At 67.4% G+C, this 23,149-nt stretch carries 14 protein-coding genes and 1 pseudogene; 6 read left to right on the top strand and 9 right to left on the bottom strand.

From position 1 onward, the window contains the following. Nucleotides 1-22 precede the first annotated feature (22 nt). From xylA to ACWV8V_RS03505, 9 genes and pseudogenes are all read right to left on the bottom strand, one after another. Entirely contained in the window at nt 23-1,363 is a 1,341-nt protein-coding gene (xylA, locus tag ACWV8V_RS03545) for a xylose isomerase (protein WP_123728945.1), read from the bottom strand. Further along, nucleotides 1,360-2,883 carry a xylulokinase gene (gene xylB / locus ACWV8V_RS03540; RefSeq protein ID WP_455898954.1) on the bottom strand — a complete coding sequence of 508 codons (1,524 nt, stop codon included), beginning with the start codon at nt 2,881-2,883 and terminating at the stop codon, nt 1,360-1,362. Before xylB ends, xylA begins: the two co-directional genes overlap by 4 nt. Beyond that, on the bottom strand, nt 2,880-5,258 hold the full coding sequence (locus tag ACWV8V_RS03535; RefSeq protein WP_455898953.1) for a glycoside hydrolase family 95 protein: 2,379 nt from the start codon (nt 5,256-5,258) through the stop codon (nt 2,880-2,882). The genes xylB and ACWV8V_RS03535 overlap by 4 nt, the downstream gene beginning before the upstream one ends. Nucleotides 5,259-5,359: 101 nt before the next feature. Beyond that, the gene (locus ACWV8V_RS03530) at nt 5,360-8,206 is read right to left on the bottom strand and encodes a TIM-barrel domain-containing protein (RefSeq protein ID WP_455898952.1); all 2,847 of its coding nucleotides are present in this window, start codon (nt 8,204-8,206) and stop codon (nt 5,360-5,362) included. A gap of 46 nt (nt 8,207-8,252) precedes the next feature. Beyond that, complete coding sequence (locus ACWV8V_RS03525) at nt 8,253-9,962, bottom strand: DUF5597 domain-containing protein (RefSeq protein WP_455898951.1); 1,710 nt, start codon at nt 9,960-9,962, stop codon at nt 8,253-8,255. Nucleotides 9,963-9,979: 17 nt separating this feature from the next. Beyond that, nucleotides 9,980-11,887 (bottom strand): sialate O-acetylesterase, encoded by a 1,908-nt coding sequence (locus ACWV8V_RS03520; protein ID WP_455898950.1) that lies wholly within the window; start codon nt 11,885-11,887, stop codon nt 9,980-9,982. After that, nucleotides 11,884-14,121, bottom strand: coding sequence for a WD40/YVTN/BNR-like repeat-containing protein (locus tag ACWV8V_RS03515; protein WP_455898949.1), 2,238 nt, complete (start codon nt 14,119-14,121; stop codon nt 11,884-11,886). The genes ACWV8V_RS03520 and ACWV8V_RS03515 overlap by 4 nt, the downstream gene beginning before the upstream one ends. A 130-nt stretch (nt 14,122-14,251) precedes the next feature. After that, nucleotides 14,252-16,798: pseudogene (locus ACWV8V_RS03510) on the bottom strand (TonB-dependent receptor); the annotation flags it as partial. Nucleotides 16,799-17,206: 408 nt separating this feature from the next. Next, a complete protein-coding gene (locus tag ACWV8V_RS03505) occupies nt 17,207-18,169 on the bottom strand; it encodes a LysR substrate-binding domain-containing protein (RefSeq protein WP_259260318.1) in 963 nt (320 codons plus the stop codon). Between the two features lie 241 nt (nt 18,170-18,410). Between ACWV8V_RS03505 and ACWV8V_RS03500 the strand changes: the two genes are divergently transcribed. The 6 genes from ACWV8V_RS03500 (at nt 18,411) to fdxA (ending at nt 23,105) form a co-directional block, all read left to right on the top strand. Then, nucleotides 18,411-19,160: an SDR family oxidoreductase gene (locus ACWV8V_RS03500; protein WP_455898948.1), complete on the top strand. Its 750-nt coding sequence runs from the start codon at nt 18,411-18,413 to the stop codon at nt 19,158-19,160. A gap of 2 nt (nt 19,161-19,162) precedes the next feature. Next, nucleotides 19,163-19,783, top strand: coding sequence for a 2-dehydro-3-deoxy-6-phosphogalactonate aldolase (locus ACWV8V_RS03495; protein ID WP_455898947.1), 621 nt, complete (start codon nt 19,163-19,165; stop codon nt 19,781-19,783). Further along, nucleotides 19,780-20,928 carry a galactonate dehydratase gene (dgoD, locus tag ACWV8V_RS03490; RefSeq protein ID WP_123728935.1) on the top strand — a complete coding sequence of 383 codons (1,149 nt, stop codon included), beginning with the start codon at nt 19,780-19,782 and terminating at the stop codon, nt 20,926-20,928. The genes ACWV8V_RS03495 and dgoD overlap by 4 nt, the downstream gene beginning before the upstream one ends. Nucleotides 20,929-20,934: 6 nt before the next feature. Then, nucleotides 20,935-21,840: an SMP-30/gluconolactonase/LRE family protein gene (locus ACWV8V_RS03485; RefSeq protein WP_455898946.1), complete on the top strand. Its 906-nt coding sequence runs from the start codon at nt 20,935-20,937 to the stop codon at nt 21,838-21,840. Then, the gene (locus ACWV8V_RS03480) at nt 21,837-22,715 is read left to right on the top strand and encodes a 2-dehydro-3-deoxygalactonokinase (protein WP_455898945.1); all 879 of its coding nucleotides are present in this window, start codon (nt 21,837-21,839) and stop codon (nt 22,713-22,715) included. The genes ACWV8V_RS03485 and ACWV8V_RS03480 overlap by 4 nt, the downstream gene beginning before the upstream one ends. Nucleotides 22,716-22,781: 66 nt before the next feature. Then, nucleotides 22,782-23,105, top strand: coding sequence for a ferredoxin FdxA (gene fdxA, locus ACWV8V_RS03475; protein ID WP_123728932.1), 324 nt, complete (start codon nt 22,782-22,784; stop codon nt 23,103-23,105). Nucleotides 23,106-23,149: the final 44 nt, after the last annotated feature.

Here is a 23,149-nt window from a genome sequence, read left to right as displayed (position 1 = left end):
TGGGTTGAAGGGAAGCTGCGGATCAGCGCAGCAGGTACTGGTTGATCAGGTTCTCATACCTTTCCTGGCGGCCGCTGCGCTGCTGCGGCTCGCCCTGGGCAAGGGCCAGGCTGCGCAGGGCCTCCAGGCTGCTGCGACCGGCGGCGAACTCGGCACCGGCGCCACTGCTGAAGCTGGCATAGCGGTCCTGGCGCCAGCCTTCCAGCGGCGAGGACTCGATCAGGGCATGGGCCACTTCCAGGCCGCGCGCGAACGCGTCCATGCCGCCGATGTGGGCCTCGAACAGGTCTTCCGGCGCGGAGGACTCGCGACGCACCTTGGCATCGAAGTTGAACCCGCCCGGGGCCAGGCCGCCCTGGCGCAGCACCACCAGCATCGCCCCGACCGTGTCGTACAGGTCGGTCGGGAACTGATCGGTGTCCCAGCCGTTCTGCGGGTTGCCGCGGTTGGCATCGATGCTGCCGAGCAGGCCGGCATCGGAGGCCACCTGCAGGTCATGGGCAAAGGTGTGCCCGGACAGCGTGGCGTGGTTGGCCTCGATGTTGAGCTTGAAGTCCTTGTCCAGGCCGTGCTCGCGCAGGAAGCCGACCACGGTGGCGCTGTCGAAATCGTACTGGTGGTTCATCGGCTCCATCGGCTTGGGCTCGATCAGGAAGTTGCCCTTGAAGCCGATGCTGCGCCCATGGTCGCGGGCCAGCGTGAGGAAGCGCGCCATGTTGTCCTTCTCGCGCTTCATGTCGGTGTTGTACAGGCAGGCATAGCCCTCGCGGCCGCCCCAGAACACGTAATTCTCGCCGCCCAGGGCCACGGTGGCCTCCAGCGCGGCCTTGACCTGCACCGCGGCGCGGGCGACCACGGCGAAGTCCGGGTTGGTCGAGGCACCGTTCATGTAGCGCGGGTGCGAGAACAGGTTGGCGGTGCCCCACAGCAGCTTGACCCCGGTGGCCTTCTGGCGCTCGCCGGCGATGCCGACCATGTGCTGCAGGTTGGCCTCGTACTCGGCGATGTCGTCGGCGTCCGGCGCCAGATCGATGTCATGGAAGCAGTAATACGGCACGCCCAGCTTGGTGATGAACTCGAACGCGGCATCGGCCTTGGCCTCGGCACGCGCCAGCGGCGTGTTGCCGGCATCCCACGGGTACACCCGGGTGCCCGGGCCGAACGGATCGTGGCCGGTCGCGCAGAAGCTGTGCCAGTAAGCCACCGCGAAACGCAGGTGCTCGGCCATGGTCTTACCGCCGACGCGCTTGTCTGCGTCATAGACCTTGTAGGCCAGCGGATTGTCCGAGTCGCGCCCCTCGAACGGGATGCGGCCGATGCCGGGGAAGTATTCCTTTGCGCCGATGTAAACGGAGGTGCTCATTGCTCGGATCCTTGCGGTGGTGACGGGGCGGTGCGCAGCAGCGGACCGACCTCGGAAAGATGGTGGAGGAAACGCCGGTACTGTTCTGCGTAGCGCGGCACAGTGCGGCGATCGGGCGTAGCCGACAGCGCGTCATCGAAGCGCACGTGCGCATCGACTGTAGCCGCCAGGCATTGCTCACCGCCCTGCCCGCGCTGCGCGGCCCACAGCGTCTGCAGGGCGGCGCCGAACGCCGCACCTTCGGCCTGGGTGGGCACCTTGACCGGCAGATCGAAGACGTCGGCAATCAATTGCCGCCACGCGGCACTGTTGCTGCCGCCGCCGGTAAGCAACACGGTGTCGAACGACAGGCCGGCACTGGTGAAGGCGTCGTAGCCGTTGCGCAGGCTGTACGTGGCGCCTTCCATCGCGGCCCGATAGAAGTGCGCCGGGGTGGTGTTGTGCAGGTCCATGCCGTGCAGGCAGGCACGCGCGTCGGGCAGGTCGGGGGTGCGCTCGCCATTGAAGTACGGCAGCATCACCAGGCCGCCCGCGCCTGGCTCGGTCTGCGCCATCAGCGCCTCGCCACCGCCGCGCGGGATGTTGAACAGCGCGGCCATGCGCTCGGTGGCGACGGTGCAGTTCATGGTGCAGATCAGCGGCAGCCAGCCGCCACTGGAGGAACAGAACGCGGCCCAGCGGCCGTCGTCGTCCACCACCGGGTGATCGGCATACGCGAACAGCGTGCCGGACGTGCCCAGGCTCATGGTCAGCCGCCCTGCGGCCACGTTGCCAGTGCCCAGCGCGGCCATCATGTTGTCACCGCCGCCGGTGGAGACCTGCACGTCGGTCGGCAGATCCAGCAGCGCGGCGATCCGGGGGTCCAGGGTGAAGGTCGCTTCCAGCGGTACCAGCGGCGGCAGCAGCGCGGCCAGGTCGCGTTGCGGGTCGATTGCCTGCAGCAGCTCCCGCGACCAGCAGCGGTTGCGCACGTCCAGCCAGCCGGTGCCGGAGGCATCGCCGTACTCGGCGTAGCGCTGACCGGTCAGCCAGAAGTTGATGTAGTCATGCGGCAGCAGGATGCCGTCCAGCTCCGCGTACGCCTGCGCGCGATGGCGGCGCGTCCACGGCAGTTTGGAGGCGGTGTAGCCGGCGAGGATGGGATTTCCGGCCAGTGCGATGCAGGCGGCAGCGCCACCCACCGCGGCCATGATCGGCGCACAGTCGGCGGCGGTGCTGGTATCGCACCACAGTTTCACCGGTGCGATCACCTCACCGCGCGCGTTGATCGGCACGAAACCGTGCTGCTGGCCGGAGACGCCGATCGCACGGATGCGGCCGCGCAGCGCCGGGCCCAGTTCGGCGAAGCAGGCGACGATGCCATCGATCCACCACTGCGCCTCCTGCTCCCGGGTGCCATCGTCGTGGCTGACCAGCTGCATCGGCCGGGCGATCGTGGCCACCACTTCGCCGAGCGACGGGTCATAGGCCAGCAGCTTGACGCTTTGCGTCCCGACATCCAGCCCTACGTACAGACTCATTGCTTCACCAGTTGATTGCCGCGCAGGCCGATGCGCTGCTGGCCGCCAGCGCGCAGCGCCACGGTCAGCGTGCTGTGGCCATGCACGAGTTGATAGGTGCCCCCGCGCTCACTGCGCAGCAGGGCCGAGTGCAGCTGGCCATCGCGCCATTGCAGGTCCACGCCGGCGGCATTGCGTACGCGCAGGCCGCGTACCGCGCCGTCAGGCCAGGCCGACGGCAACGCCGGCAACAGGAAGATCGACCCGCCCCAGCTCTGCAGCAGCATCTCGGTGATGCCGGCGGTGCCGCCGAAGTTGCCATCGATCTGGAACGGCGGATGCGCGTCGAACAGGTTCGGATACGTGCGCTCGGGCGAGAGCAGCATCTTCAGGATCTGCAGCGCATGCTCGCCGTCGCCCAGCCGCGCCCACAGGTTCAGCCGCCAGCCGATACCCCAGCCGGTGGCTTCATCACCGCGGATCTGCAGCGAGCGTTTGGCGGCCGCCGCCAGTGCGGGAGTATCGCGGCGGTTGATCTGGCTGGAGGGGTGCAGCGCATACAGATGCGAGACGTGTCGGTGGTGCATTTCCGGCGCCTCCATGTCCCAGTCCTGCTGCCACTCCTGCAACTGCCCGGCCTTGCCGATCCGGTCCGGTGGCAGTTGCGCGCGCAGCGTCTTCAACTGCGCGGCAAACGCAGTATCAACGCCGAGCGCTGCGCTGATCTGGATGCACTGCGCGAACAGATCGCGCAGCAGCTGCGAGTCCATCGCCGGCCCGGCGCAGACCGCCGCACCGAACGGATGCTGGTTCTCCGGCGAGATCGAGGGGTTGGTGACCATCGCGCCGGTGGTCGGGTCGCGCTGCAGGGTGGCCACGAAAAACTCGGCCGCCCCCTTGAACAGCGGATGGATACGGCGCAGATACGCCGGATCGCGGCCATAGTCCCAGCGGTCCCACAGCTGCTGCAGGAGCCAGACACCGCCCATCGGCCACAGGCTCCACTGCGCGCCGTCGATCGGCCCGGCCTGCCGCCAGAGGTCGGTGTTGTTGTGTACCACCCACCCTGGCGCATCGTAGATCCGCCGCGCGGTGACCGCGCCGGTACGGGCCAGATCGAACAGCATGTCTTCCAGCGGCTGCACGCATTCGTGCAGCGCATTGGCCTCGCTGGGCCAGTAGTTCATCTCGGTGTTGATGTTGATCGTGTACTTGCTCTCCCACGGCGGGGCCATGAGGTCGTTCCACACGCCCTGCAGGTTGGCCGGCTGCGAGCCGGGCCGCGAACTGCAGATCAACAGGTAGCGCCCGTACTGGTGATACAGCGCCGCCAGCGCCGGATCGTTGCCGCTGGCGAAAGCGTGCACGCGTTGATCGGTGGGCAGCTGCGCGGCCGGCGTGCTGCCGAGATCGATCGACACACGACGGAACAGCGTCTGGTGCGCGGCCAGATGGCGCGCCAGCAGCGCCGGATAATCGTGGGCATCGGCCTGCGCCTGGTGCGCCGCGGTGAGCGCCTGCGGATCCCCACTGACATCATCGAAGCGGCGGAAACTGGTGGCGGCCGTCAACACCAGCACCAGCTCGTCGGCACCGTCAACATGCAGGCGATCACGCGCCACCCGCAGCGTGCCACCGCGCAGTCGCGGCTGCACCCGCAGCGCGAAGCGGAGCTTGCCCTCGATACCGGCGAAATCCGCGTTGCGCCCGTCGAACAACAGCCCGTTCGCGTCCGCCTGCACCGTCCCCTGCTGCGGGCTGTCCACGCCCAGCCGCAGCGAGACGCGGCCCGGCAGGTCGGCACTGAGCCGCACCACGATGCACTGGTCCGGTTCGGACACGAACACCTCGCGGCGGTGCCAGGCGCCGCCGCTGCGGAATTCGGTGGTCGCCACGGCCGTGTCCAGATCCAGCGACCGGCGGTACCCGTCGATGTGATCGGCGCGGTCGAAATCCAGCAGCAGATCGGCCAGCGGCTGGTACGGCATCTGCTTGGCCGGCCGCGACAGCAGCTTAGCGTCGGCCAGCGCTTCGGCCTCGGCGTAGCGTCCAGCGAAGATCAGCGCGCGCACTTGCGGCAGTGCCGTCAGCGCGTCCGGACTGGTGGGGTCATACGGCCCCCCGGCATACAGGGTGTCTTCGTTGAGGCCGATCCGTTCGTGCGCGACCCCGCCCCAGACCATCGCGCCCAACCGGCCATTGCCGGTCGGCAGGGCCTGTACCCACTCGGTGGCGGGCGCGCGGTACCAGAGCTGCAGGGCGTCCCCCGGCGCCGCGGCGGCGTCGCCCCGCCCTGCAGCGGCTGGCACCGCAGCGGCCTGCGACGACCAGCCGGTGGCGGAGAGGGTCAGCCCCGCCCCAAGTGCCTTGAACAGCCCGCGACGGCTCAGCTCCACGGCATTCCCCTGCGCTGCATTGGCCTGCCTGTGCTGCCTGCTGCCACGTCAACGCCCTCCAAGGCGAAATGTCCACCGGTAGTCATCTTCATCCTAGGCGATCAGCGCGCGGCTGCCATCTTGCGCTGCGGCACGACCACCGCCTTGCCGTCGTAGCGCACGGTCTGATCGATGGCCGGGGCCAGCGCACCGGCGTCGGCACGCGGTCCCTCCACGAAGCGGACCTGGATCGTGCGCTGCGCCTGCATGCCCTTCCACTGACCGTCGCGCTTGCCGATGCGCAGTTCACGCGTGGCCTCGTTCCACTGCAGCGGGATGCGGCTGAACTGCCCCTTCTCATAGCCGTAGCTGCGGCCGTCGTCCTCGTACAGCGAGAACGCACCGTCCGCGCCGGTGTAGACCACCACGGTCAACGGCGCGTCCGGCTGTTCATCCACGTACTGCTGGACCGGTCCGGTCGGGATGATCGCGCCGGCCCGCACGTACAGCGGGATGCGTTCCAGCGGCGCGGCGGCATCGATGGTCTGGCCACCCTGCAGGCGCTGGCCGGTGTAGTAATCCAGCCAGGTGGTACCGGACGGCAGGTACACCTTGCGCGAGGTCGCGCCGAACGTGGTGACCGGGGCGACCAGCAGCGAGGGGCCGAACAGGTACTGGTCGTTGATGTCACGGACCGCCGGATCGGATGGGAAGTCCATCGGCAGGCCGCGCATGATGCTGCCGTCGTGGTGCCAGGTGTCGGCGGCCAGGGTGTAGATGTAGGGCAGCAGCGTGTAACGCAGGCGGCTGTAATACACCATGCTGTCGTAGTAAGGCGTGCCTTCCGGGGCGATGTTCCAGATCTCGCGGAACGGGTACTGCCCGTGCGAGCGGAACAGCGGTACGAACGCACCGAACTGGAACCAGCGGGTGTTGAGTTCACGCCACTCGGGCAGGTGCGCCGGATCTTCTTCGGAATAGCGCTTCTCGGTGGAGAAGCCGCCGATGTCGAAGGTCCAGTTGGGCAGGCCGGACATGGCGGTGTTCACGCCGGCCGAGATCTGCTCGAGCATGTCATCCCACCGCGACACGATGTCGCCGCTCCACACCGCCACCGCATTACGCTGGGTGCCGGCATAGCCTTTGCGCGAGAGAATGAAGACACGCTGGCCATCGGCCGCGCGATCGCCCTCGTACACCCCCTGGGTGTGCGGCAGCGGATACGAATTGAAGAACTCGGTGGACGGGCCCAGTGCGGTCGGCGTGGTACGTGCCTTGCGCTCGCCGATATCCAGGTTGGAGTGCACGTCCGGCTCGTCGGCGTCCATCCACCAGGCATCGAAGCCTTTACTGTTCAGCTTCTCGTTGATCTGGCGCCAGTAGATCTGCTGCGCTTTTGCCGCGTAGGGATCGTAGAAGGAGTTTTTATAGCCCTTGCCGATCCAGTCCAGCTCGCCCACCTCGACGTTGCGCTGGTACATGAAGCCGGCCGCGTCCAGTTCCTTGTAGTTGGCCGTGGTCGGGTAGAACTTCGGCCACACCGAAATCATGACCTGCGCGTGCTGGTCATGAATGTGCTTGACCATGCCGTCCGGATCGGGGAAGTGGGTGGGATCGAAGTCGTGCGAGCCCCAGGCATCTTCGGGCCAGTACGACCAGTCCAGCACGATGTTGTCGATCGGCAGCTTGCGGCGGCGGTACTCGTCCAGCACGCCGAGCAGCTCATCCTGGCTCTTGTAACGCTCGCGGCTCTGCCAGAAACCGTAGGCCCACTTGGGCAGCATCACCGCCTTGCCAGTGAGCTCGCGATAGCCGGCGATCACCTCATCGGCATTGCCCCCGGCGACCACGTAATAGTCCACCATCTGCCCGGCTTCGGACCACAGCGAGAGATCGGCGGCTTCGGCCTGCGGCAGCGGATCACGGTGCAGCAGCGCGATGTAGCTGGGGTCGATCAGGTCCCACTCGACCTTGATCTGGTGGCGGGTGCCGGGCGTCAGCTCCAGCGCGAATTCGTGATGCCACGGGTTCCAGTTCTGGCGCCAGCGGTCGATCACCAGCTTGCCGTCCACATACAGCTTGATGTATTCGCTGCCGTACAGGGAGAAGGTATGGCGACCGGCGGTCTTCGCCTCGATCGCGCCTTCCCAGACCACCTGCGAGCGCCCCCCTTCAGCTCCGTTCTTGCCCTTGGCCGGGAACGCGGTGAGATCCTTGATGTACTGGTAGTTCACTTCCAGCTCGCGGCGCTCGACGCGGGTCTTGCCATCGACGATGTAGCGGGCGGTCAACGCGCCGGCCTTGCCCTTGGCATCGAACACCTGCAGCGAGGCCTGCAGCGGCTGCAGCCCGCGCGGGTCGCCCAAGCGGGTGATCGCGTTGTTGTCCCAGAGCAGACCGTAATTGCGGCTGGAGACGATGAACGGCACCGCCATGTCGATGTTGCCCTGGAGCAGCTCGACGTCGCGGCCCTTCTGGTTCATCCAGCCCTGCTGATGCTGACCGAACCCGTAGATCGCTTCATCGCCGGGCGACTCGAAGCGCTGGCGCACGCTGTAGTACGCCTTGCCCTCCACGGTGAGCGGGCTGAAGCTGCGGCCACCGGCGCGCTCGGCCAGCAGCGGCTTGCCTTGGGCGTCACGGAAGCTGACCTGGCCATCGGCTTCGGAGATCTCTGCGCTGATGCCGGCCGCGACCAGCCGCACGTTGCCACCGCCCTGCTCCACCGTGAAGCGCGGCTTGCCCTGTACGGGGACGCGCATCAGGCTCGGGGTGCGCGTGAAGTCGCCGTCGGGGTCGGCGCTGACCCGCACGATGTTGTCGTCCACCAGTTCCAGCCGGACCTGGGCCGCGCCGGCCTGGGCCGGCACCACCACCACACCGTTGTCCAGCACGCGGTGGCTCTGGGCCATCGCCGGTGACGCCAGCAATGCCAGCAGCGGCACGCTCAGTACGCTCATGTAACGCATTCAGTGCTCCCTTCTCATTCGTTGCGCGGGTGCGGACACCCCCGGTTCAATACGTCGCCAGCGTGACCTTGAGCAGCTGCGGCGCAGTGGTGAAGTTCAAGCCGTAGTCGGTCTGGTCGCCGTTCCAGTTGCGCTGGAACTGCCACTGGCCGTCCTTGTAGAACCCCTCTTCGACACGATCGAGCACCATGTTCGCGGTGGCCTCGCCGGCCGGGTGCAGGGTGACCCGCGCGTGCTGGGCGGTGATCAGGAATTCGTCCGGGCCAAGCTCGGCGATCAGCGCGCTGCCGATCGGCTCGGGGTTGCCCGGCGGCTGGCCCTGGAACCAGAACTGCGGCACCCCATAGGTGACGGTGGCGCGCCAGCGCGCGTTGAGCGGCACGTCCTGCACGGCCTGGCCGGCCTCTTCGGCCACGCCATGCAGCTTGCCTTCGGACGAGGCCTTGGCGAACGGGCGCATGCCCAGGCTGACCAGCTGGAAACCGGTGGCGAACGGCGCCAGCGTTTCCGCGTCCACCTTTTTCGCGCCCAGCGGGTAGTTGCTGTAATGGCTGAAATCGATGCCGAACGTGGACCAGCCGATGCCGTCGTGCCCCAGCGTCGGGAACAGGTAACGCGCATACGGCGGTGCGTTGCCGGTCTCGGCGACGAACAGCGCGTTGTCCGGCCGCGCATAGCGCTCCAGCACCGTGGTGTACATGCGGTACTCGGGCATGTAGATGTCCGGCGCCAGGAAATCGATGTGTGGGCCTGCGGCCTTCCACACATCCAGCACGTTGTCGGTCGGGCCACCACTGGCGTACTGGCCCGGCTGCCCGGGATTGAACGGCCCGCGCAGCGCGCCGTTGACGTACATCGGCAGCGGGTACACCGCCTTGCCTGCTTCAATGACCTGGTCGATGAAGCGCCCGATCGACCAGGCGTGGAAGAACTCATCGGCATCGGCACCGAACACCTGTGCCCAGGTGCCGGGTGACTTGCCGAGTTTCTGCAGCAGTTCGGCCGGCACCGGGCCGTCGAACAGTTGCTGCGCCATCGGCGAGAAATCGCGGACGCTGCCATAGGTGCCCGGTTCGTTCTCCGGCTGCACCATGATCACCGTGCGCTGGGGGTCAGCCGCTTTGAGGTGCTGCATGAAGGCAACGAAGGCCTTGCGGTCCGCCTCCAGCGTGGCCGGGGCATGCGGCGACAGCGAGCCGATGCTGCGTCCGTCGCGGGTCACCACCCGCGGGAAGCGGGTGTTGTCGGTCTTCACCCAGCGCGGCGCGTAGGCCGGACCGTTGTTCTTCCAGGTCGCGAACCACAGCAGCACCAGCCGCACGTCATGCTCGCGCGCCTGCTGGAGCAGCGTATCGACGAAGGAAAAATCAAACCTGCCCTCTTCCGGCTCGATCTGCTCCCAGGCGATCGGCACCTGCACGGTGTTGGCACCGATGATCTTCACCGCCGGCCACACCGCCTCCAGCGCGGCCGCGTAGTTGCTGGAGTTGTTGACCTGCGCGCCCAGCACCAGGAACGGCTCGCCATCCACCAGCAGCGCGTGCTTGCCGTCCTTGCTGGTGAACTGCGGGATCGGTGCCTGCCTGGCGGCGTCGGGCGTCGCCGGTTTGCCTGCCGCGGCCGTAGCGGGCGGCGTGGAGCCCTCGGCCGGTCTCGGTGTCGGTGCCTGCTCACACGCAGCCAGCAGACAGAGCAAGGCGGCCGGCAGCAGCAGGCGGCGCGGGAACAGCGGAAGCGGGTATGTGGTCGGAGACATGCACGGGGTCCTTGTGGTCACCAGGTATCGCTGCGGAACGGCGAGGCCGGCAGCTGTTGCGAATTGATCAGGTCGGCGTCGGCCGGGTTCTCGCGCCAGGCATAGCGCACGGCGACCGGCGTGGCGACCGCCTCGCTGTGGGCGATCACGCGATCACCGTCGATCCGCGCCTGTGCCGGATGGAAGCGGCGGTCGGCACCGGCCACGGTGAAGCCCTGTACCTGGGTGCCACCGCCCCGTACCGCCAGCGTGCTGCCCATCCGGTCGAAGGTGATGACGGCCTGACCGCGATCGAAGCGGACGGCGCGCTGCACCGGGCCGCTGTAGTCCAGCGTTTCACCATACGCCGCGTGCCGGGCGGCCAGCGCCAGCCGTGCGCCGACATCGCGCTTGTTGCGCGGATGGATGTCCGTCGCATTGCCCAGGTCGATGCTGACCGCCTGCGCGGTGTGCGGCAGCGACAGCGCCGCCGATTGCGACTCGCGCAGCAACGCCCACGGGCTCTGGTCACCGTGATCGGCGCCCGCGCCGAAGCTGGCCAACTGTACCCAGACAAACGGCAGCGCCGGTGCGTTCCAGTCCTGACGCCACTGCTGGATCAACGCCTTGAACTGATCGCGGTAAGCCAACGCCCCGGTATCGGTCGCATTGCTCTCGCCCTGGTACCAGATCACCCCCTTGATCGGGAACGGCGGCAGCGGGTGGATCATGCGGTTGTACAGCAGCGTCGGGGTCTGGTTCTTGTCATCGTCCAGTGCGACCGTGACCGCGGCGGGGCGGAACCGCCACCGCTGCAGCGGCAGCTGGCTGCCATCGGCCAGGCGGACGAACAGCTCGGCCGCCTCGCCGTGGATACCGCCGCCACCGCCCAGGTCCTCGACCCGCACCGCCACCACGTTGCGACCGGCATGCAGCTGGCCGGCCGCCAGCGGATACACCCGGGGCGTGTTCCAGCCCATGGTCGTCGCGCCGACCTGCACGCCATTGACGAAGGTGCGGTCCGAATCATCGATCCGCCCGACCCCGAGGCTGCCGGACTGCGCTGCCTGCGCGGCACTCAGGGTGAACTCGGCGCGGTACCAGCCGATGCCGTCCATGCCGGCATAGCCGCCGGTTTCCCACAGGCCGGGAAGTGTGGCGGCCTCCCAGTCCTTGTCATCGAACTGCACCGCCGACCACTGCGGCTGCTCATCGAATGTGGTCCAGTGGGCAAGGCGCTGCCGTACCTGCACCAGCGTGCGGGCATCGCGCTCACGCTGCGCCTGCATCCGCGTGGCCAGCGTGGCGGCGTCGATGCCCTGGATCCCCGCCGGCATCCAGGCCTCGATGGCGCTGCCGCCCCAGCTGCTGTCGATGATGCCGATCGGCACCCCGGTGTGCTGCCGCAGCTCGCGCGCGAAGTAGTAGGCGACCGCGGAGAAGTTGCCCGCGTTGGCGGGGGTCGCCGGCAGCCAGTGGCCACCGGCCAGCGCCGCCTCCGGTTGCCCGGACCAGGATTTGGGAATCTTGAAATGCCGCAGCTGCGCGTCGTTCGCAGCGGCGATGGCCGCCGCGGCGTCCTGCGTATCGTGCAGCGGCCACTCCATGTTGGATTGACCGCTGGCCAGCCAGACATCGCCGAACAGGACGTCGCGCACCTGCAGCGCGCGCCCGTCGCCCGTGACCTCCAGCTGGAACGGGCCGCCGGCCGCGTGCGGCGGCAACATGACGTTCCAGCTGCCGTCCGTACCGACCGTGGTACTGGCGCGCAGGCCGTCGATGCCGACCTGCAGGCGTGCGCCGGGCGTGGCCGTGCCCCACACCGGCAGCGGCTGGTCGCGCTGCAGCACCATACCATCGGCAAACAACCGCGGCAGGACCGGCTCGGCCTGCACGGCCACGGTGAACATCGACAGCGATACCGCCAGCGCACACGCTCGTTTCATTGTGGATCTCCATAGACGATGCCGCGTCCACCGGTCGCGAAGTAGACACGCCCATGCAGGCGCGGATCACCGGTGACGCGTTGAATCTGACCGAACTGGTGCGCGGCGTCATCGATGCGCAGCCACCGGGCACCGCCGTCATCGGAACGGAACAGTCCCTGGATGCCCTCGACGGTGCCCGCAACGAACACGCTGGCAACGTCACGACCGGGGGCTCCTTTGCCGACGCCAAGGCTGTGAACCACGTCCACCCCTGCCACGCGTTGCAGCTCACCTTCGCGCCAGCGCAGCAGCCCCTGCGGACCGGCACCGATATACAGCAGCCCGGGCTGCTGTGGATCGGCGCGCAACTCAGGCGTCAGCGCCGGGGCCGGCGCCAGGCGTACGCGGTCGACCACGAACGAGGCGCCCCCATCGTCGCTGCGCAGCAATGCGCCGCTGGCGGCGTCGTATGCAAACCAGTGCGCAGGCGAGCGGGTGTCCGCGACCACCACGGCACTGTCGGGCAGGCCGCGCACGGCCTGCCAGTGTCGGCCGTGGTCATCGGTGTACCAATGGCTGCCGCGCAGCGTGTGCCACAGCACCCGGCCGCCATCGCTGGCGATGCGGATGCGGCCGGCGCCCTCGCCGTCCGGCGGTTCACTCACGAACGTCTGCCACGTACGTCCGCCATCGTCCGACCAGGCCGCACGGACCTCGTTGTGCAGGCGATGCCGCACGGTGCCGCTGCGCACCACGTGGGACGGTGCCTGCGCCGCAGCGTCGATGCTCTCGCTGTTGGTCAGGCGCGGACCGGCGTACTGCAATGGCGACACGGTCAGGTCATCGTGGCGGAACCCATCGATGTCGCCCAGTGCGCTGAGCAGGTGCGCGCCCTGTACCGGGCTGACCAGATCCAACGGCACCGTTTCCTCCAGCCCATCATTCTGGAACCACCACTGCACCGGCCGGGCATCGTCGGCGGCGCGGATATCGCGGCTCGCCCAGAGTCCGTAACCAGTGACGAACAGCACCCGACGCGGGTCGAACGGATCGATCTGCACATCGGCGATCCAGTGCGGGGAGGCGTGCGCGGTCCAGGGCGCGTTGTCGTGTTCGAACGTCGCCCCTGCGATGACCGGCGCCCAGCTGCGGCCACCATCGGTACTGCGGAAGATATCGTCGTGCGGGCCGAAGCGATTGAAGGTGCTGGCCATCACCACGTCCGGATTGCCGGCCTCCACGCTGACGCCGCCCCAGCCGAAGCCATCGCCCTGGGTGTCACTGGACTGTGGCACCGGACTGATGTCCTGCCAGCGCCCCTGCGCGGGATCGAACCGCCACAGCGCGCCGTTGCCCATGCTGTCCGGGCCCGGCAGATCCGCATAGGCGATATACAGGCGTCCGTCACTGCCCTGCGCCATGCGTGTCGGGCGCAGGCCACGCGGCTGCCCAGGCAGTGGCTGCCAGGTCTTCCCCGCATCATCGGAGCGGTACAGCGCGGGGCCGGTCGTGGTCGACACACCGGCATGGATCACCGGCGTGGCATGTCCGGCACGGCCGCTGCGCGCATCGAACTGCACGAATACGATGCCGATCTGCTGCGTGCCGTTCCAGGCCGACGCACTGGCCTGCGCACTGCGCGCGAGCGCCGGGAAGCTCGTCACTTCCTGCCAGTGCGCGCCATGGTCGTCGCTGCGCCACAGGCCGTTGCTGCGCGTGCCTAGCAGCAGGATGCGGCCTTGATGCGGATCCACCGCCAACCGCTCGCCATTGCCGCGTGAGAGCTCGTTGCCACCGAGCTTGAACGGAAGATCGGTGCGGGTGAAGGTGGCCCCGCGGTCGGACGAGCGCAGGAGCGCGCCGTCGCCCACGCGGGGGTTGGTATAGGTGCCTGCGGCCAGATAGACGCGCTGCGGGTCGCTGGCGTCCACGGCCAGGCTCTCGATGCCGGTCAGGTTGGCATCGTCGCGGCCCAGCCAGTCGGTCAACGGGACCCAGCGGCCGGTAGTCTGATCCCACCGGTAGGCACCACCGACATCGGTGCGTGCGTAAAGCAGATTCGGTTGGGCTGGATGGAACACCAGCCCGGTCACAAAGCCACCGCCACCGATCGCCACGTTGTGCCATTGGTAAGGCGCAGCTGCGGCAACGCTCGGAAACACGGCCAGCAGCAGCACCAGCCACACTGCCCGGCAGCGGCCAGCGCGGGCCGATGCACGCAACGTCCAGATCAGGCAATCGGCGGGGGTCATGCACGGGCCTCCCGGTGGAGCGGCGTGCGGCATCGCGGCCGCACGCCTGGAGCAGGAACTGCGGCCCTGCCCGCTTCGTGGTGGAGAGGAAGGTCCACGAAGCAGGAAGGCCGACAGACGATCACGCGCGTTACAGGCTCGCGCGCAGGGTGATGCCGTAGCGACGGTCGTTGATCACGAAATCGCGGTAGCGCGTGGTGTAGCCCAGGTAGCTCTCGTTGCGGGTATCGAGCAGGTTCATGCCGTCCAGCGACACCGACCACACGTCGTTGATGTTGAACCGCAGCGAGGCATCCAGCTGGCCGAAGCCCTTGTTGTAGACCGGCAGATTGCCGGTCCCGTTGCCGGCCGTGGTGATCAACCAGTCACTGCGCCAGTTGTAGGCCACACGCGCCTGGAACCGCGGCACTTCGTAGCTGAGGATGACGTTGTAGCTGTTCTTGGACAGCCCCTCCAGCGGCACCACCAGCTGGCTGCCGTTGGTATCGGTGGCGTTCGGGCTGGGCGCCTTGGAGTCGACGTAGGTGTAGTTGGTCTGCAGGCCGAAATGGCTCATCCAACCCGGCAGGAAGTCGAAGAACTGGGTGTAGCCCACTTCCACGCCCTTGATCTTGCCGTCATCGCCATTGACCGGGCGGGTGATCTCCCAGTTCTCGCCGGCGTAGACCTCGTTGAACACGGCATTGGCGATGAAGCCGTCCACCTTCTTGTAGAACGCGGTGCCGTACATCATCGAGCCTTGGCCGAAGTACCACTCCAGCGAGGTGTCGAACTGGGTGGCTTCCATCGGCTTGAGGTTGGGGTTGCCCGCCGAACCGGTCCGCCGGGTCACCCCGCCACCGGCATCGGCCGCGCTCAGGCTCAGGTTCGGGTTGAGCTTGTCGAAGCCCGGGCGCGAAATGCCCTTGGACGCGGCGAAGCGCAGCTGCAGCTGATCGGTGAACATCCAACGCAGATTGAGGCTGGGCAGCACGTCGGTATAGGACTGCTCCACATTCACCGGCAGCAGGCCGCCACCTTCGATGTCGGTGCCGGTGCGCACGCCGTCGGAGGTGACCTCGGTGCGCACCACGCGCACGCCGACGTTGCCATCGAACGGCACGCCCCAGTCGTCCGCGCCGAAGCGCAGCACGCCATACGCCGCGTAGGTCTTCTCGCGCTGGTTGTTGATGTTGTTCGGCGAGAATTCCAGCGGATCAGCGCCGAACGCCGCCAGGGTCTGCTCGTAGTTCTCCACCGCCGCGTCGGCCGCACTCAGGGTGGGGCCGAAGGTATAGCTCTTGCCACGGAAGAAATCGGTGATCGGGTTCGGCACCAGGCCCACGTTCGGGAAGTCGGCGAACGGCGCGCCGAGCCACATGAAGCGCCACACGTTGCCCTGGTTCTCGGCCTTGCGATCGGTGTAACGCACGCCGGCCTTGAAGCTGCGGGCGAAGCCATCATCGAACGCCAGATCCATGTCCGAACGCCAGGCGAACTCGGTGCCCTTGTTGTCGTCCTTGTTGTCCAGATGGAACTTCCAGCCGACGTAGTTGGCCGGATCGGTCAGGTACCCCTGGTTGCCCGCGGCATCGGTCACGGCCAGGTACGGCAGGTCGCCACTCAGGTCGATCGTGTAGAAGGGCGTGGCATTCATGCCGGTGCCCACGATGTAACGCGTGCCCTTGGTGGTGGCATCGACGTACTGGACATCGGTGCTCAAGGTCAGGTTCGGGGTCACCGTCCACTTGGCGCCCAACGAGTAGTCGGTGGTGATCGACTTGCGCTGGGTGAGGCTGGTGTTGGAATCAGCCGGGGTGTTCTGGAACACGCCGCTGACCAGTTCGTTGCGATCGTTGACCACGATGTCGCGCGCGCCCTGCATGGCATCGCCGCCGCTGTAGGCGAAGAACGAGTAATCCTGCCAGCGGAAATCGTAGTCCGAGCGCAGCACCTGCGCCTGCACTTCGATGTCGTCGCGCGGGCGCCACTGCAGCGCCACCGCCCCGGTGCGACGCTTGCGCTCACCCACCGTGGTATTGATGCCGGCGCCGTGCGGCACGAACACCTCAGTGCCTTCAAAACCGGGCAGATCGGTCTGTGAGTACCAGGGCTCCAGCGAAATCGTGTCTTGGCGGAACGGGCTGGTCTGCTGCGAGTAGTTCACCAGCAGGCCGATCTCACCGATCCCGGTCTGCCAGCGGTCGCTGAACATGCCCGAGAAGGCCGGCTTGCTGTCATCGGCCAGATCGTAGTGGTTGTACTGCAGGCTGCCGGCGATCTTGCGGCCGTCATAGTCGAACGGCAGGCGTGTGCGCAGATCGACGGTGCCGCCGAGGCCACCTTCGATCATCTCCGCCGAGGGATTCTTGTACACGTTGACGCCACCGAGCAGCTCGGCCGACACGTCTTCGAAGCTCAGCCCGCGGCCGTCATTGGCGGTGAAGATGTCACGCCCATTGAGCTCGGTGCGCACCTGGGTCAGGCCACGGATGGCGATGGTGCTGCCTTCGCCGTAGTTGCGCGTGATCTGGATGCCGGAGATGCGCTGCAGCGCTTCGGCGACGTTGTTGTCGGGCAGTTTGCCGATGTCCTCAGCCACGATCGAATCGACGATCTGCTCGGCATTCTGTTTGATCTGCTGGGCACGGGTCACGCTGCTGCGGGTACCCGTCACCTGGACGGTGTCCAGCTGGGTCGCGGCATTCGTGTCCTGGATATCGCTCTGCTGGGCCATCACCTGCCCGGCGACCAGCATCGAAACGCAGACCGCCAGCGCACGGCGGCGCAACGCGGTGGGGGTACGTGCAGGCACGGATGCGCCTGTCGCCCCACGGCAACAACGTACTGACATGATGTTTCCCTCCCAGGACACATGTGCTGACGGTGGACGACGCCGTTCGGCGCCGCCTGTAACAATCAGGTTGTAAGGTCATGCCCACCACCGGGATTCCGGGGCGGGGTACAACGCGGCCGGTCGTTTCCGGTCGGCTGGCGGGCAGCTTAGGCAGCGGCAGCCATTCCATGCCAATAAAATATTGGGCTGGATGTATTCCTTCGGAGAATACCATTCACGCCGCCTATACCAGCCGTGGCCCGGCCCGCTTCAGCCGCTGCCGCGCAGCCCCGGATACAGCCAGCGCGCGGTCGTTCGAAGCGCCAGCAGCATGCGCTCGGCGGCCGGCGGCAACACGTGGCCGCGCCGGTAGATGATCCCGAACGACTCCATGCGCACGCCCACATCGATGGGCAGCACGGTCAGCAGCTTGGCCTGGATGTAGGGCGCCACCGATTCCACCGGCAACGCGGCCAGCAGATCACTGCCGCGCAGCAGGCTGGTCATCACCGGCAGCGAGCTGGTCTCGATGATGTTCTGCGGAATCGGCAGGCCCTGCTCCAGGAACAGCGCATCCAGCCGCGCGCGCAGCACACTGTCGGCCGGCGGCAGGATCCAGCCATGCCTGGCCAGATCGGCATAGTGCAGATCGTCGCGGCTGGCCAGCGGATGGCCGGCGCGGGCGATCACCGAATGCGGCTCGTCCGCCAGCGCTTCAAAGGTGAGGTCCGCCGCACCCTCGGGCCCCAGGATGCGGCCGATCACCAGATCCAGCTGACCATCCAGCAGCCGCGCCACCAGCGGCCGGCTGTAGTCCATCTCGACCCGGATCAGGATGTCCGGAAACTCCCGCTTCACCTCGGCGATCGCCTGCGGCACCAGGTTGGTACCCGGGTTGACCACGGTACCGATCGAGACCTGCCCCATATGCCCGCTGCGCAGCGCGGCGATTTCTTCGGTCGCCCGGCCGATCTCCGACATCGCCGAGCGCGCGCGCCGGATCAGCACCTGCCCGTACCAGGTCGGCTCCACGCCCCGGGCGTGCCGCTCGAACAGCTTCACCCCGAGCATGTCCTCCATTTCCGCCAGCAACTTGGAGGCGGCCGGCTGGGTCATGGCGGCGGCTTCGGCGGCGCGCAGCACCGAGCCGTGTTCGTGCAGGTGCAACAACAACATCAAATGCCGGGTCTTGAGCCGGGAGGCATTCGTCCAAGGGCCAGGTGCGGTCGTCATCACACATCCGTTCTGCGTTGATCGCCGCATTGAATCACGGTATTCGTCGGGGGAATAGATATCCCGAAAAATTTCATTTGATAAGAATACCTTCGCACGCAACCCTGACCGTATGGCTGCGCCGCCCCCGGCTGCCAGCCCGCCAGCGCCCCCCGCGCCCGCCGATTTCTGGAGCCTGCTTTGTCCGCATCCGCTTTGCCGTACCGTCTGCCGTTGGCTCCGTCCCTGGACACACTGTTCGATGAGTAAACGACTGCAGGACAAGATCGCGCTGGTCACCGGCGCGGCCAGCGGCATCGGCGCGGCCACCGCTGCGCTGTTCGCCGCGCATGGCGCCCGGGTGATCGGGCTGGATCTGAACCCACCGCTCGCCCCGGATGCACGGATCGACCATCGCCTGGCAGACATCACCGATGCGGCCGCGGTGCGCGCCCTGGTGGAGGACGTTCGCGCCGAGCATGGCCGCGTGGATGTGCTGGTCAACAACGCCGGCGCCGATGTCTTCGCCGACCCGCTGCAGCTGGAAGATGCGCAGTGGGAACGCTGCCTGGATCTCAATCTCAAGGGCGCCTGGAACGTGTGCCGGGCGGTGCTGCCGGCGATGCTGGCGCAGCAGGCCGGTTCCATCGTCAACATCGCCTCGGTGCATGGCCACCGGATCATCCCGCATGCCTTCCCCTACCCGGTCGCCAAGCATGGCCTGATCGGGCTGAGCAAAGCACTCGGCATCGAGTACGCCGCGCAGGGCATCCGGGTGAACTCGATTTCGCCCGGGCTGATCCTGGTCCCCCGGATCGAGGCCTGGTTCGCCAACAGCGCCGATCCGGCCGCCACGCGCCACGCGCAGGAGCAGCTGCTGCCCTGCAAGCGTATCGGTGAGCCCAGCGAAGTGGCGCATACCGCGCTGTTCCTGGCCAGCGACGAAGCCCGCTTCATCAATGCCACCGACATCCTGATCGACGGTGGCCGTTCCCAGCTTTACCACGAGTGATCATGAGCGCCCCGATCTTCCAACTGCCCCTCGTCGCGATCCTGCGCGGCATCACCCCCGATGACACCCTCGCCCATGTCGGCGCGCTGGTGGAGACCGGCTTCGATGCAATCGAAGTGCCGCTGAATTCGCCGCGCTGGGAAGACAGCATCGCCCGCGCGCAGCAGGCCTTCGGTGCGCGCGCCTGGATCGGCGGCGGCACGGTGTTGCGCGAGCAGCAGGTGGATGCCCTGGTGGAGATCGGTGCGCGCTTCATCGTCACCCCCAACACCCGGCCCGCACTGATCCGCCACGCGGTGGATCGCGGCCTGCAGGTGATGGCCGGATTCGCCACCGCCAGCGAAGCGATCGACGCGATCGACGCCGGCGCGCAGATGCTCAAGCTGTTCCCCGCCGCCACTTATGGTCCGGGCCACGTGCGCGCCCTGCGCTCGGTGCTGCCGCGCGAGCTGCCGTTGTACGTGGTCGGCGGCGTGACCCCGGATTCCCTCGCCAGCTACCTCGCCGCCGGTGCGGTCGGTGCCGGCATCGGGGGTGATCTCTATCAACCCGCCCAGCCGCTGCAGCGTACCCGCGAGCAGGCCCAGGCGTTCCTCCAGGCCTACCGGACTACGCACGGATGAAGATCACCCGACTGGTTACCTATCACGCCGCACCGCGCTGGCTGTTCCTGAAGATCGAGACCGACGAGGGCATCACCGGCTGGGGCGAGCCGGTCATCGAGGGCCGCGCGCGCACCGTGGACGCGGCCGTGCATGAACTGTCGGAGTATCTGATCGGGCAGGACCCGACCCGGATCAACGACCTGTGGCAGACGATGTATCGCGGCAGCTTCTACCGCGGCGGCGCGATCCTGATGAGTGCCATCGCCGGGATCGACCAGGCACTGTGGGACATCAAGGGCAAAGCGCTCGGCGTGCCGGTGTACCAGTTGCTCGGCGGTCTGGTGCGCGACCGCATGAAGACCTACCGCTGGGTCGGCGGCGACCGCCCGGCCGATCTGGTCGAGCAGGTGCATCGCTACCGCGAACTCGGCTTTGATACGTTCAAGTTCAACGGCACCGAAGAAATGCAGCTGCTGGACAGCCCACGCCGCGTGGATGCCGCCATCGCCAAGGTGGCCGCGCTGCGCGATGCGTTCGGCGACAGCATCGATTTCGGCGTGGATTTCCACGGCCGGGTCGGCGCGCCGATGGCACGTGTGCTGCTCAAGGAGCTGGAGCCCTACCGGCCCTTGTTCGTGGAAGAGCCGGTGCTGCCCGAACAGGCCGAGTACTACCCGCGCCTGGCCGCGGCCACCTCGATTCCGCTGGCGGCCGGTGAGCGCATGTACTCGCGCTTCGAATTCAAGCAGGTGCTCGCCAACGGGGGGCTGTCGCTGCTGCAGCCGGATCTGTCGCATGCCGGCGGCCTCACCGAGTGCCTGAAGATCGCCGCGATGGCCGAGGCCTACGATGTCGCGCTCGCACCGCACTGCCCGCTCGGCCCGGTCGCGCTCGCCGCCTGCCTGCAGCTGGATTTCGTCTCGCACAACGCGGTGCTGCAGGAACAGAGCATCGGCATCCACTACAACCAGGGCGCCGATCTGCTCGATTACGTGTTGAACAAGGACGACTTCCACTGCGACCATGGCAGCATCGCCGCCCTGCCCAAACCCGGGCTGGGCGTGGAAATCGACGAGGAGCGCCTGCGCCATGCCCATGAGAATCCGCCTGACTGGCGCAACCCTGTCTGGCGCCACGCCGACGGCTCCGTTGCCGAGTGGTGAGCCGCGATGAGCGTTGAACTGGCCGCGGCCACGCTGGCGGTGGACAGCCGCTGCACCCATGGCGAAGGCGTGCTCTGGTGCGAACAGCGGCAGAGCGTGCTGTGGATCGACATCGCCGAACGCCGGCTGTGGGAACACCATCCCGAGCGTGGCACCACGAGGCACTGGAATCTTCCCGATCGGCCCGGCTGCATCGGCCTGTTCGAGGATGGCACGCTGCTGGTGGCGCTGGTGAGTTCACTGCACCGCGCCGATCTGGCCACCGCCACAGACGATACCCTGGCGCTGCAGTGGCTGGCCGACGTGGATCCGCTCAACGCGTACACGCGCAGCAACGATGGCCGCGCCGACCGCGACGGCAACTTCGTGTTCGGCACCATGAACGAGCACCCCGGACGCGCTGCCGATGGCCGCTTCTACCAGTACTCCACCCGCCATGGCCTGCGCGAGCTGCCACTGCCGGGCATCGTGATTTCCAACGCGATCAGCTTCAGCCTCGATGGCCGCACGATGTACTGGTGCGACTCGGTATCGCCGCGGATCATGGCCTGCGATTACGACCCCGAGCAGGCCAGCACCACCAACGTGCGCGAATTCACCGCGCTGGCCAATACCGCCGCCGAACCCGATGGCTCGGCCGTGGATGCCGCTGGACGGGTCTGGAACGCGCAATGGCGCGCACGCCAGGTGAGCTGCTATGCACCCGATGGCACGCTGCTGCAGGTGCAGCCGGTACCGGTCAAACACCCCACCTGCGTCGCGTTTGGCGGCAGCGATCTGCGCACGCTGTATGTGATCAGCTCACGGCTGGACCACACGCCGGAGGAACTGGCGGCAAGCACGCACGCCGGCAGCCTGTTCAGCGCACGACAGGCGCAGCCGGGCCTTCCCGAGAGCCGGATCCGCGGATGATCGCGGTCGACTGGGGCAGCAGCAGCCTGCGCGGCTATTGGCTGGATGATGCCGGCGCGATCATCGAGCAACGCACCAGCGGGCGCGGCATCCTGCACTGCGAGGGCAACTTCGCCGACGTGCTGGCCGAGCTGATGGATGGCTGGCCGGACCGTACGATCCTGCTCAGCGGCATGATCGGCAGCCGCAGCGGTTGGATCGAGCAGGCCTACCTGCCCTGCCCGGCCAGACTCGCCGATCTCGCTGCGGCCCTGCACCTGCATCACGACGAACGGCTGCCCGGCCGCGATATCTGGTTCGTGCCGGGCGCGGCCGTCCAAGGTGCTGGCGAAACGCCGGATGTGATGCGCGGCGAAGAGACGCAGTTGGTCGGTCTGGACGCCGGTGCCGGCGCGGCGCAGGTCTGCCTGCCTGGTACCCACAGCAAGTGGGCAATGCTGCACGATGGAGCGATCACCGGTTTTGCGACCGCCATGACCGGCGAGCTGTTCGCCCTGCTGCGCCAGCACAGCCTGCTTGGCCGCCTGATGGACGACAGCGACACCTTCGACGCCACCGCCTTCGCGCAGGGCGTGCAGCGCAGCGGGGACGCCGGGGGCCTGCTGCACCATCTGTTCGGCGTGCGTGCGCTGGGCCTGTTTGAACGGTTGCCCGCCCTCGCAGCGCCTTCTTACCTCTCCGGGGTGCTGCTCGGCCATGAAATCCGTGCGCTCGCCGATACCAGCGCCAAGGTCCACCTGGCGGGCAGTGCCGCGCTGACGGCGCGCTATGGCCACGCCCTCCAGCTGCTCGGCATCACCCCGGTGAATGCCCCTGAAAACCTTGCAGCACGGGGCCTGTACCGCCTTGCGCAGCAGCGCGGCCTGCTTGGCTGAGCGCATCGCCCCAGCATTCAGGCACAACCTGTTCTAGAATTACGCGGCTTAACGCCGGATTTCCCCATGCCTTTCGTCGTCACCGAAAACTGCATCAAGTGCAAACACACCGATTGCGTGGAAGTGTGCCCCGTGGATTGCTTCCACGAAGGCCCCAACTTCCTGGTGATCGACCCGGATGAATGCATCGACTGCACCCTGTGCGAACCGGAGTGCCCGGTCAACGCGATCTTCCCCGAAGACGACGTGCCCGCCGGGCAGGAAGCATTCGTCGCCCTGAACGCCGAGCTGGCCCAGGCCTGGCCGGTGCTCACCGTGCGCAAGGACCCGCCCGCCGATGCCGGCGAATGGGACGGCAAACCGGACAAGCTGAAGCTTCTGGAACGCTGAGCCTCCCGGCTCTGGCAGCAACGAAAAAGGGCGCCGAGGGCGCC

It is taken from the genome of Stenotrophomonas sp. Ker107b, from assembly GCF_053847245.1.
This window is presented reverse-complemented; position numbering and strand designations above follow the sequence as displayed.

Coding starts and splice junctions, on each gene's coding strand:
- dgoD (WP_123728935.1), top strand. CDS start 19,780: ATGAAGATCACCCGACTGGTTACCTATCACGCCGCACCGCGCTGGCTG.
- ACWV8V_RS03515 (WP_455898949.1), bottom strand. CDS start 14,121: ATGACCCCCGCCGATTGCCTGATCTGGACGTTGCGTGCATCGGCCCGC.
- xylB (WP_455898954.1), bottom strand. CDS start 2,883: ATGAGTCTGTACGTAGGGCTGGATGTCGGGACGCAAAGCGTCAAGCTG.
- ACWV8V_RS03520 (WP_455898950.1), bottom strand. CDS start 11,887: ATGAAACGAGCGTGTGCGCTGGCGGTATCGCTGTCGATGTTCACCGTG.
- ACWV8V_RS03500 (WP_455898948.1), top strand. CDS start 18,411: ATGAGTAAACGACTGCAGGACAAGATCGCGCTGGTCACCGGCGCGGCC.
- ACWV8V_RS03485 (WP_455898946.1), top strand. CDS start 20,935: ATGAGCGTTGAACTGGCCGCGGCCACGCTGGCGGTGGACAGCCGCTGC.
- ACWV8V_RS03530 (WP_455898952.1), bottom strand. CDS start 8,206: ATGCGTTACATGAGCGTACTGAGCGTGCCGCTGCTGGCATTGCTGGCG.
- fdxA (WP_123728932.1), top strand. CDS start 22,782: ATGCCTTTCGTCGTCACCGAAAACTGCATCAAGTGCAAACACACCGAT.
- ACWV8V_RS03505 (WP_259260318.1), bottom strand. CDS start 18,169: ATGACGACCGCACCTGGCCCTTGGACGAATGCCTCCCGGCTCAAGACC.
- ACWV8V_RS03525 (WP_455898951.1), bottom strand. CDS start 9,962: ATGTCTCCGACCACATACCCGCTTCCGCTGTTCCCGCGCCGCCTGCTG.
- xylA (WP_123728945.1), bottom strand. CDS start 1,363: ATGAGCACCTCCGTTTACATCGGCGCAAAGGAATACTTCCCCGGCATC.
- ACWV8V_RS03495 (WP_455898947.1), top strand. CDS start 19,163: ATGAGCGCCCCGATCTTCCAACTGCCCCTCGTCGCGATCCTGCGCGGC.
- ACWV8V_RS03480 (WP_455898945.1), top strand. CDS start 21,837: ATGATCGCGGTCGACTGGGGCAGCAGCAGCCTGCGCGGCTATTGGCTG.